Source organism: uncultured Streptococcus sp. (genome assembly GCF_938036805.1).
Classification (GTDB): domain Bacteria; phylum Bacillota; class Bacilli; order Lactobacillales; family Streptococcaceae; genus Streptococcus.
In genome coordinates this window covers 1-10986 of record NZ_CALHWC010000154.1, presented here as the reverse complement: position 1 = coordinate 10986, position 10986 = coordinate 1, and the positions used below count along the sequence as shown (strand labels likewise).

General features: G+C 42.3%; 11 protein-coding genes. 1 reads left to right on the top strand and 10 read right to left on the bottom strand.

Going from position 1 to position 10986, the window contains the following annotated elements; translation table 11 throughout:
* Positions 1-31: 31 nt before the first annotated feature.
* From Q0191_RS06310 to Q0191_RS06285, 6 genes are all read right to left on the bottom strand, one after another.
* Entirely contained in the window at positions 32-1528 is a 1497-nt protein-coding gene (locus tag Q0191_RS06310) for an ABC transporter permease (RefSeq protein ID WP_297664840.1), read from the bottom strand.
* A 65-nt stretch (positions 1529-1593) separates the two neighbouring features.
* Positions 1594-3570, bottom strand: a complete 1977-nt coding sequence (locus tag Q0191_RS06305; RefSeq protein ID WP_297664838.1) for a peptide ABC transporter substrate-binding protein — start codon at positions 3568-3570, stop codon at positions 1594-1596.
* A gap of 140 nt (positions 3571-3710) precedes the next feature.
* Entirely contained in the window at positions 3711-5465 is a 1755-nt protein-coding gene (locus tag Q0191_RS06300) for a glycerophosphodiester phosphodiesterase (RefSeq protein WP_297664836.1), read from the bottom strand.
* A gap of 156 nt (positions 5466-5621) precedes the next feature.
* Complete coding sequence (locus Q0191_RS06295; protein ID WP_005591876.1) at positions 5622-6116, bottom strand: DUF536 domain-containing protein; 495 nt, start codon at positions 6114-6116, stop codon at positions 5622-5624.
* Between the two features lie 115 nt (positions 6117-6231).
* The gene (locus tag Q0191_RS06290; protein WP_297664834.1) at positions 6232-6960 is read right to left on the bottom strand and encodes a pseudouridine synthase; all 729 of its coding nucleotides are present in this window, start codon (positions 6958-6960) and stop codon (positions 6232-6234) included.
* An 8-nt stretch (positions 6961-6968) separates the two neighbouring features.
* Positions 6969-8120, bottom strand: coding sequence for an MFS transporter (locus Q0191_RS06285; protein ID WP_297664832.1), 1152 nt, complete (start codon positions 8118-8120; stop codon positions 6969-6971).
* A gap of 194 nt (positions 8121-8314) precedes the next feature.
* Between Q0191_RS06285 and def the strand changes: the two genes are divergently transcribed.
* Positions 8315-8947: a peptide deformylase gene (gene def / locus Q0191_RS06280; RefSeq protein WP_005591873.1), complete on the top strand. Its 633-nt coding sequence runs from the start codon at positions 8315-8317 to the stop codon at positions 8945-8947.
* Positions 8948-9013: 66 nt separating this feature from the next.
* Here the strand turns inward: def and Q0191_RS06275 are convergent, their stop codons facing one another.
* From Q0191_RS06275 to Q0191_RS06260, 4 genes are all read right to left on the bottom strand, one after another.
* Complete coding sequence (locus Q0191_RS06275) at positions 9014-9244, bottom strand: GlsB/YeaQ/YmgE family stress response membrane protein (RefSeq protein WP_297664829.1); 231 nt, start codon at positions 9242-9244, stop codon at positions 9014-9016.
* A 93-nt stretch (positions 9245-9337) separates the two neighbouring features.
* Positions 9338-10579 (bottom strand): aminopeptidase, encoded by a 1242-nt coding sequence (locus Q0191_RS06270; protein WP_297664827.1) that lies wholly within the window; start codon positions 10577-10579, stop codon positions 9338-9340.
* A gap of 21 nt (positions 10580-10600) precedes the next feature.
* The gene (locus tag Q0191_RS06265; protein WP_002899045.1) at positions 10601-10753 is read right to left on the bottom strand and encodes a hypothetical protein; all 153 of its coding nucleotides are present in this window, start codon (positions 10751-10753) and stop codon (positions 10601-10603) included.
* Positions 10754-10772: 19 nt separating this feature from the next.
* Positions 10773-10986 (bottom strand): hypothetical protein (locus Q0191_RS06260; RefSeq protein WP_297664824.1); only part of this gene is annotated, 214 nt, incomplete at its 5' end.

Sequence of the window (10986 nt, the reverse complement as noted above, 5' to 3'; positions counted from 1 at the left end):
AATTGGAATTTACTTTTATCAATTGTAGCCATTATTTACCTCCTTTAGATGTTAATTTAATACGTGGATCAAGCATTACCATCAAGATATCACCTACCAAGAGGGCAAAGATTGAAAGACAGGTGAAAATAAACACAAGACCAACCACCATTGAGTTATTTGATGCCTTAACAGAATCAATCAGCATTTTACCCATACCAGGAAAGGCGAAGACAGTTTCAGTCAGGGTCGCACCTGCAATAACACCAACGATAGAAGTTGGAATACTAGACACCAACGGCACCATAGCATTCTTGAAAATGTGCTTGTTAGAAATTTCTTTCTCAGAAAGACCTTTGGCACGGGCAAAGCGAACAAAGTCTTGGGATTGTAAGTCAATCATATAACGACGAATCCAGACAGCTGTCACAGGTGCACTCAGAAGTCCAAGAATCAAAGATGGCAGAACATAGGAACGCCAGTCTCCTGCTCCCAAAATTGGGAAGGAATCTGGAAGTCCAATAGCTGAGCCAGCCAAACGAACAATATAAACAAGGGCGATGGTTGGCAGTGACATCATGAAGGTTAAGCCACCTGTTGAAATACTATCAAACCAAGTATTTTTCAAACGAGCCATATAAGAACCAAGCGGAACAGCAATCAAATAAGAAAGCGCCACACCAATCAGACCAATAATAGATGAGCTGACAATCATCGATGGGTTTTGATAGTTATTCTTGGTTGCAGTGTAAGCATCTCCCTTGCCATATTTAGCAATATCCTGAGAGTCTGCCTTACTTGGAGTCTTGTAGGTACGAGAGTAAATATCTACAGCAGAAGTTTTCTTACCTGTTGGGAATTGAACTTCTGATGATTTTGTTTGACCTTGTCCTTGGGAAATAACTTGCAATACAGGCGTATTCGCATAAGTAGGATAAGAATTTCCTAGGTTCAAACTAACAAAGTTTTGGTGAACAAATGGGAATTGGCCATTAAAATATAGAAGATATTTATGACGAGTACCAGAACCTACGACTGACCAACCAATGGCAGGGTCATTTTCGATACGGATGTAGCGCTTAAGATTTGGATTTTCCTCATCTTGAATCGCATTTGGATGATCAATCTGAATCAGATTAGCATAGAACTCAAGTACACGCTCGTAAACTGGAACTTCACGAACAGCATAGAATTCTTTGCTTTCTTTGAATTGATACAATTTCCAACCTTTGCCAAGTTTTTCAACGTAGGCTTCGTAGATCTTTTTATTCTCATCGGTTGCCTCAGTAGTTACAGATTTATTTTCCTTCTTGGCTTTTTCCTGTAACTCTTTTGTATCATAATAGTCAATATAACCCATCCGCTCATAGACTGTATTTTCATAGTTTGTCTTTTTATCTTCAGTTGTGGCTATCTTATTGTAGTTCGGGTCTTGTTTGAAAATCAATCTTCTCGGAACCATTGTATAAATAATGGTATAGGTCAAGGTCGTTACCAAGAAAATCGACACAATTGAGCGTAAAATACGCATAAAAATGTATTTCTTCATTTATCGTTTCCTTTAAATTTCAAAAGAACTTTCTCTCGTTATTAGAGAAAGTTCTAGTGAACGATTTATTCTACATGACTTTCGAGATCTTTTTGTGCTTTCGCATTTGACTCTTCTTTTTCTTTCAGCCATTTCTTACGAGCTGCTTCGTAGTCTTTCTTCGTTACTACTTCATCTTTTACTTTAATACGTTTGAAGTAAGTAGAACTTGTCTTATTACCAGTTTGGGCATAAGCGCCTGAGAATGGCTCGATACGTGAGATAAATGGTGCTGCACCAGGATTTGCCATCAATGGGACAACAAGAGAGTTATCTGTCAACCAAGCCTGAGCTGCTGCATATTTTTCGTAACGAGTAGCAACATCTGAAGTTTCTTTACCAGCTTCATCTACCAAGCGGTCAAATTCATCTAAACCAACTTGCTTAGCGGCTGCATTGTCTGCTCCCTCAAAACCAAGGTAAGTCTTTGTAGTTTTAGTTGATGTAGTTTTCAAAATATCCAAATAAGTTGATGGATCTTGATAGTCAGGGTTCCAACCAACAGCTGTTGAGATATCCCAGTCTTCGCCAGCAGCATTTGGTGCATAGTAAGTAATGTTGTAAAGATCATCTTCTGACATTTGTTGAATATCTACAACAACATTCTCAGTTCCCAAAGTCTTTTCAACAGATTGCTTAAGCGATTGTGCGCGGTTAACCATTGGCTTAGAAGTCTGAGCAACTGGGAGATCCAGATGGATTGGGAATTCCACTCCGTCAGCTTGTAGAGCTGCTTTTGCTTTGGCAAACTCTGCTTTTGCTTTCTCAGCATTAAAGAGGCCATCTTGACCGTCCTCAAGTTTAACACCTTTCCATTCGTCACCCAATGCAGCAACTTTCTCTTCTACAACGTCACCAAAAGATTTATCGCCAACTTGAACAAATGAAGGTGGTACATAAGTATTACGGACAGCGTAAGGAGCACCCTCTTTACCATTGATCTGTGCTGAGTATGATGTGCGGTCAATAGCAAAGTTCAAGGCTTGACGGAAGTCTTTGTTAAGAATCGCTTTCTTAGTAGCAGACTTCTGAGCATCTGTTGTTTTGCTTGTATGGTTGTAACTTTGACGATCAATATTGACACCCATAACAGCTACACCAGCACTTGGCGGTGTGAAAAAGATATTATCCTTGAAGTCTTTTTCTACTCCAGCATAGTTTGAGCTTGTAGGGTAGAGACGAGCTACTGTGTAGGCGCCGTCTTTAAAGTTACGAGCAAGGGCATCTTGGTCTTGTCCATCAAAGTAAGACAACTTGATAGTATCGACATGAACATTTTCCTTATCCCAGTAGTTTTCATTCTTTTGATACTCAACAGCAGACTTAGCAGTGATAGACTTCATCAAGAATGGTCCATTGTAAAGGATAGAAGATGGGTCAGTAGATTGACCGAATTTGTCCCCTTGTTTCTTAAGGAATTCAGCATTAACTGGCCAAAGAACTTGTGAAGTTGTCTTTGAATTCCACTGTGGTTCAGGTTGGTTCAAAGTATATTGGAGAGTGTGGTCGTCAACTGCCTTAACTCCAACAGTAGAGAAGTCAGGTGTTTTACCATTTACGTAGTCATCCAAGCCTTTTACAGATTGTTGCACAAGATAAAGGGCTTCAGATTTCTTATCAGCAGCATGCTTGAGACCAGTCACAAAGTCCTGAGCTGTCACATTCCCGTATTCTTCACCTTCTGAAGTGTACCATTTAGCGTCTTTACGGATTTTATAGGTATAAGTCAAACCATCTTTAGAAACAGTCCAAGACTCTGCAATAGACGGTACAAAATTACCATATTGGTCATTTTCCAACAAACCATCCACACCGTTAGTCACGAGGTCAGATGTTGAAGCCTTACCAGACGTCACATAGTCCAATGTTTCTGGTTCAGCAGTATAGACATAATTATAAGCTTTTGCTGCGCTGTTTCCTTTTGATGAACCAGAACAAGCAGCTAAAACGCCTACTGAAAGAAGGCTAACCCCAGCTAAAGCTAATACTTTGCTTTTTTTCATACGAATTCTCCAATTTTGTTTTTTAGGTTTACTTAGGATTATAGCACAAAAAAGGAAAAAAGTAAACTAAATTTTCTGAATATTATGGTAGCCATGCAATGACTCTACTCTATTACTCGTGTTCATTTTCCACTGCTATCCTAAGAAAAACTTAGCAAGTCTAAAGACTTATTTAATAGAAGGGTAGTATAGTCCGGATCATCCTTGAGTTCTTTGATGGAACTTTGAACCAACTCCAAATCATCTGTAATCATCCCATCCACCCCTAAGCGAAAAGATTTGACGATACTATCCTCATCATTAATGGTCCAGTCATAGAGACGTTTGTCGGATTGCCAGAGTTTATTGACAAAATTTTCATCCAAGGTTGAATACTCCATGGTGTAGCCAGAAGCCTTAGTTCGTGGAAAGATTGTATTATAAGGCAGGATAAAGAAACTGGGGATAGAGGAGTCATATTTGACAACCTGATCGATGACTTGGTAGTCCAAAGACTGAATCTGGTGTTGATAAACCTTGATTTTGGCACCATACTTGCTCAAAAATCGCTCCATCATATCCTTGGAGTCTTTCTTGCTGGTCTTGATTTCTATCAAGAGGCGCTGGCCGAGTTGATTGGCACGAGTAAAGTAATCGTCAAAGCTAGAAATCTTAGCCCGATAGCCATTTTCTGAAATCTCTAGCGAAGTCAACTCAGCCAAGGTTAAGTCTTGAGGTTGGGCATCAAGACCTGCCAACTGCTTCAGGTTTGCATCATGCATCATGACAAATTGCCCATCCTTGGTTTCCTGCACATCCATTTCTACCAAGTCAGGTTTGAGCAAGGCTGTTTTTTCCAGCGCTTCTACGGTATTTTGGATTCCATTTTCCCTTGAAACCCCTCTATGGGAAATCGTAATCGGAACATTCTCCAAAGGGAAATTTAGATAGACATAACCTTCTAATGCGAAGCTTGAGCTGGCAATAGTCAGAACAAACCAACGCATTAGAGACAGGCCTCTTTTCGTTGGATAGTCATTTAAGGTACGATCTGTCAGGAAAGAGACAAATTTGAGAAGGAAATAGGACAACATAGCATAGTAGGCAAACTTAATCAGGACAAAAGCTACAATACCGCTAAAGAGGACAACCTCATTTGGTTGAGTGTTCGCGTGCTGCTGTCCTAGTATAGCTGGAGCTGAGAGAAAAGTATAAAGCAGAAAGCTTTTGATAATAATCCAAAAAAGATGTCTAGTATAAAAGAAAAGACGATTCTTAGTCTTGGCCAGACTAAAGCGAATTGCCTGAGGAACTGTTGCGTGCTCAAAAAAGAGCTGTGGTAGGGCAAACATTAGTCGCACTGCCACTAGAAACATGCCGACCACAAGAAGTCCCATGAAAACAGCGAAAAAAATATTATTTGCCAAATAGGTAACAATAAAATCCGGAACCAAAATTTTATTGAGATAATAGATTTTCAAAATTTGGCGCAAGAAGGGGAAAAGAAAGCCCATATAAAGTACGATAAAGAGCATTTTCCCAGGACCAGCCTTCTTGACAAGCGCAAAGCTATCCTTGAATGTTTTTCCGAGAAAAGCAAAGACTGGCCGATTTTCTTGGTCCAAAAGATTACGAATCCCCATAAAAATCATACCACTTTGGAAATAGGCTACAAAAAGATTGACCACGACGAGGACTAGAAAGCCTAGACCGACCAGCCAATTAGAGCTGAGGACTGCCCAGACATTGTTGTAAGACAAAAAAAGATATCCTGTCTGTTTGAGCAGGTATTCTGCTGCGTAGGAATTAAAGGGAATCCAAGCATACTCCATCATCATAAAGACCATGAAAAAGAGAACTAGGATCTTGTCTAAATTATGATAAAAGCGCTTAAAGCTAAGTTTTTCTGGTTTCATCTTATTCTTCTTTCAAAAATTTGGGCGAAAAAGGGAAAGGCAAACTCTAACGAAGACTGAATGGCTCCTGAAAATCTGCGTTTGGCAGTTTCTCCGCCTTATCTCTACTCTTTCTTTGAAAAATAAATCTCAGCTTTTCAACTGAGATTTTCTTTCTTATTTACCAAATAAACGGGCGAAAAATCCTTTGTTTTCCTGCTTTTGCACCTTCTCCTTGGCTTCATCCAGTTCCAAAAGAAGGGTTTCCCGCTCGCTCATAGCCTTGGCTGTCAACTGCTGCTGCTGGTCCAGCTGCTTATCTTTTTCAGCAATCTGCACGTCCTTGACACGGAGTTGTTCGTCTTTCTTAGCCAGCTGGTTATCTTTAGCCTTAAGCTGCTCATAAAGGCGTAAAATCTCAGCATTTTTTTCATCCACTAAGATTTCCATTAACTCGCGCTGTTTGACTTCTTCGCTAACTGGCTCATCTTCAAAAATGGTCTTTTTATAAATTTCTTCTAGCTTAATCAGGCCACTGCGGGTCACGACTGTGACCCCTTTTTCATTTTTTTCTGTATCTTCTGGCGGCAGAGCCTTGACACGATTATTGATTGCCTGACGGCTGACTCCTAAAATCTCGGCCAGCTCGCTGACTGTCTTTTCAATTGCCATAATTTCCTCTGAAACTTTTTCTAGATATAGTTACCTAAATCTTATCATATCAAGGCTTAACTGTCAAATAAAGCAAAAAAGTGAAGCAAGTATATTGCTCCACTTTCCTAGCTTTCTATAGTTCAACTTGAAAAATTTCCAAGCTCTGCATTTCTTCTTCTGTCAAGCGTCGCCATTGCCCCAGATCCAGATTTGTATCAAGCTGTAATGGTCCCATAGACAAGCGCTGAAGGTCGGTTACTTCCTTCCCGCAAGCTAGGACCATACGCTTCACCTGATGAAACTTGCCTTCTGAGAGCGTGATACGGACCAGACTAGTCTTCGCTCCTTCATCTCTTTCGATAATTTCGAGCTGGGCAGGCCGACAAGTGAAATCTTTGAGTTCGATTCCTTGAGCAAAGCGATCAACATCTGCCTGATCCATCAGACCAGCAACCTGAGCTTGATAAACCTTATCCACATGGCGCTTGGGAGATAGCATAGCGTGCGATAGCTGACCATTATTGGTTAAAAGCAGGAGCCCATGCGTATCCACATCTAACCGGCCCACAGGAAAGACTTCTTTTTGACGGGCAGTATCGTCCAATAAATCTAAAACTGTTCGATGTCGGTCATCTTCAGTAGCAGAAATGACACCCTTAGGTTTATTTAAGAGGTAGTAGACAAACTTTTCATATACCAGGGGCTGACCATCCACCACAATCTGATCCGACCGCTCATCAATCTGTGTCTTGGCCGACATGACCGCTGCTCCATTGACCCATACTTGACCTTTTTTCAATAGTTGCTTGACTTGACTGCGTGAGCCAAGTCCACTTTCCACTAAAAATTTATCCAGACGCATATCTTCTCCTAAGCAGACTTTTTCTTGAGAATTCCGAATGCCAGCACTGCCATTAAAACCATCAAACTTCCCAAAACGCCAAAAATAAAGGAAGCTTGGCTTGAAAATTGACTAATCAAAGACAAGAAAAAGGTTGTAGCAGTCGCTCCAGCACTGCAACCTAAAATCACAATCGAGGTTGCTTGATTCAAGGATTTGCTAGGGATTCTCTCGGAAAGAATATGGAAAATCGATGTCAGACTGACACTATAAACAAAGCCAGAAGCGATGGTAACCACACTCAAGAGCAAGAGATTGGGTACTAAACCAATCATGATGGAAGTAAGGCCAAAGGCCACTCCTGCAACCGTCAATAAATTTTCCTTGAAATAATGAAGAAGCGGTGCAAAGGACAAGCCTGCGGCAATACCAATCAACTGCATAGTTGAAAGAATCAAACCTGCTGTCTGAACACTTCCCATACCAGACTTTTCAACCAGTCCAGGCACGCGCACGTTGATAACCACATTCGTCAAGACAATCACCGCTGCTACTAGGGCTAGGCCAATTGTCAAAAACCACTGTGCAGCTGTCAAGCCTTTGCCTTCCTGATGAGCTTCATGATGCTTCTCCTCCTTGCCATAAGGCACAAAGTGCAGGTAGAGGGCTAGAACAATCAAACCCGAAGCATAGACCAAGAAAGAAATTTCCCAGCCAAAGCGAAGCAACTGGCTCACTCCAAGCGTCAAGAGAGCCGTCCCGACAACTTCAGCCGATCCACGTAGACCTAAGGTCTGAATCCGTTCCTTGCCCTCATAACGTTCGCTGATAATCGAGATGGCTTTGGCATTGAGCAAACCAACTCCCATACCAAAGATCAGACGCGAGGCAAAAATCACCCAGTACGCCTTATTCACGAGAGGAACAAAGCCGCAAAGAGAGAAAATCAAGAGCCCCGTCACAATCATCTTTCGTTCCGATAAATATTTCTCCACTAGGCCATTTAAAACTAGCATGAGCATAATCCCAGCCGATGGGAGAGAGACCAACAATTCAATCCAGCTTTCTGGCAGGTCTTTATAAAAAGCAAACATAGCCGATTGGGCACTGGAAATCGAAAAGGAGGTCGTCAACACCAAAGAAAGTGAGAGAATACTCACTTTTTCCATAAACTTTTTCATTCTACTTTCCTTTAAAAATCACACTCATTCTATCATACAGCTTTTTAGAAAAAGACGCAATCATCTTTTCTTAAAAATTCAGCCATTAAAAAGAGTATTCTTTCGAAAAATTTCTCCTCTGATAAAACGACAAGCCCTTTCTTTATTTCTGGCGGGATTTGTGTTATGATGAAAGAAAGAAAAAGGAGAGAATCATGTCTGTTAGTGAAAAAAAATCGGTTATGGATAAATTAACCAAGGCAGCTCATTTGATCGATATGAGCGACATTATCCGTGAGGGAAATCCTACCTTGCGTGCAGTGGCTGAGGAGGTCAGCTTTCCCCTATCTGATCAGGAAATCATTTTAGGTGAGAAAATGATGCAGTTTCTGAAACATTCTCAAGATCCTGTCATGGCTGAAAAAATGGGGCTCCGTGGCGGAGTTGGTCTAGCAGCGCCTCAGCTGGATATTTCTAAGCGTATCATCGCTGTGCTGGTGCCAAATCTGGAGGACGAAGAAGGAAATCCGCCTAAAGAAGCCTACTCACTGGCTCAGGTCATGTACAATCCAAAAGTTGTTGCCCACTCTGTGCAAGATGCTGCCTTAGCTGATGGAGAAGGCTGCCTTTCTGTTGACCGAGAGGTGCCAGGCTATGTTGTGCGCCATGCACGAGTGACCGTGGATTACTTTGATAAGGACGGTCAAAAACACCGCATCAAACTCAAAGGCTACAATTCTATCGTAGTTCAACACGAGATTGACCACATCAACGGCATCATGTTTTACGATCGTATCAATGAAAAAGATCCATTTGCAGTGAAAGACGGCATGCTGGTACTGGAATAAACGGTCATATATTGCAATCAAAAATACCTAGACGTTTTCACGTCTAGGTATTTCTTTTACACTATTCTAAGTACCTCGATCCCAGAAAAGAGCCAAGAGGATCATAGCGCCCAAGACTGAGGGAAGAATGGCTGTGTCCGCTAACATCGGTCCCCAGTGACCAAAAAGCAATTGCCCAAGCCATGAACCAAACCAGCCCAAGAGGATTTTTCCGATACAACCCATACGTTCCCCGCGGCTGGTAATAGCCCCAGCCATGAGACCAATAATAAAACCGACAAACATACTACCAATCATAGAGGATCCTTCTTTCTATGTTTATAGTAAAGTTTCTCAAGAAGCAGGCGGGAGCTGCCAGATTAAAAGTGCCCGTCAAAACAACTTAAAATCTTAAATTGCCCAATCTCCATTGCGGAAGATTGCTACACGGCTGCCGTCTTCGCGGATACCATCGATATCCATTTGATTAGAGCCAATCATAAAGTCCACGTGAACATCTGAGCGGTTAAGTCCCGCAGCTTCAAGCTCTTCTTCGCTCATATCTGCTCCGCCAACCACGCTGGTCGCATAGGCTGCACCGATAGCCAAGTGGTTTGAAGCATTCTCATCAAAAAGGGTGTTGAAGAAGGTAATGCCTGACTGTGAAATTGGACTTGGATCTGGTACCAAGGCACATTCACCCAAGGCACGCGCACCCGCATTTTCAAAGACAAGGTCTTTCATGACCTGATCACCCTTCTCGGCTGAAATATCCACGATTTGTCCATCCTTAAAGGTTACCTTAATCCCTTCGATGATATTTCCGTTATAGCTAAGCGGTTTTGTAGAGGTTACATAGCCCTCTGCACGACGGAAGTCAGGAGCCGTAAAAACTTCTTCTGTCGGCATATTTGGCAAGAATCCTTCGCCCTGTGCGTTGATGGCACCAGCTGATTCCCAGACGTGGTTCTTTGGCAAGCCAAGTGTCAAATCAGTCCCTGGCGCTGTGTAGTAAAGGGCTGAAAATTGCTCTTTATTGAGCATATCCGCCTTGCTCTTCAAGATAGCTGCATGTTCTTCCCAAGCCTTAACGGGATCTTCTTCGTAAACACGGCAAGTTTTGAAGATTTGATCCCAAAGGAGATCGACTGCTTCTTCGTCGCTCGCAGCATTTGGAAAGACCTTCTTAGCCCACTCAAGCCCTGCTGCAGCTGCCACAGTCCAGCTAACCTTGTTGGACTGAGTTGCGATGCGCATCGGCTTCATCGCGAGTCCCATAGCTTTTGCAGAAGCTGAAAGCTTATCCGCATCCACTCCGTTCAAGGCGCCTGGGTCAGAAGAACGGACACCAAGACGGCTGGCCTTGTTCTCCAAGAGATAGTTCATCTCAGCCACCTTATATTCTGGCACATTGGCCAAACGCTCCATCGGCGCGTGGAGGAATTTCTCACGATTGATGACATCATCTGTCCACTGAACGATAACCTCATGAGCACCCAGAGCATAGGCCTCCTTGACAATCAAGTGAGCCAGCTCACGCTGCTCCACATCAATATTGAGCGCCACCGTGTGACCCGGCTGCACATTAATACCATTGGCAACCAATAGTTTAGCGTATTTTTCTAAGTTTTCTTTAAAATTTGGCAGAACCATGCTGCTTCTCCTTTTCTTTTGTTATTTCTCTTTAAACAGAGACAGTAGGCTAACCGCTGCCACAGTACCGCAAATCAAGGCGGTCATTTTCAAAATCGTATCTGGATCAAAGTCCAGTTGATAATCAAACACTTTTTGCGCTGGCTTATCCTGAGCGGAAATGGTCAATTTCATAAAAACCTCCTTATATATTTTAGAAAAACTCATCAAACAGACTCAACTGGTTATCCTCTGGCATATTGCCGAGAATGCCCATATCGTCCATTTTTTCAACTAGGGTGCTAGAGAGGCCGCCGCGCTTTCGGAGCTCCGTCTTAGAGAGGAATTCGCCTTCTTCCCGCGCTCTAACTAATTGGCGGGCAACGTTGTCACCCAGACCGTCCATAGCAGAGAATGGTGGGATAAGG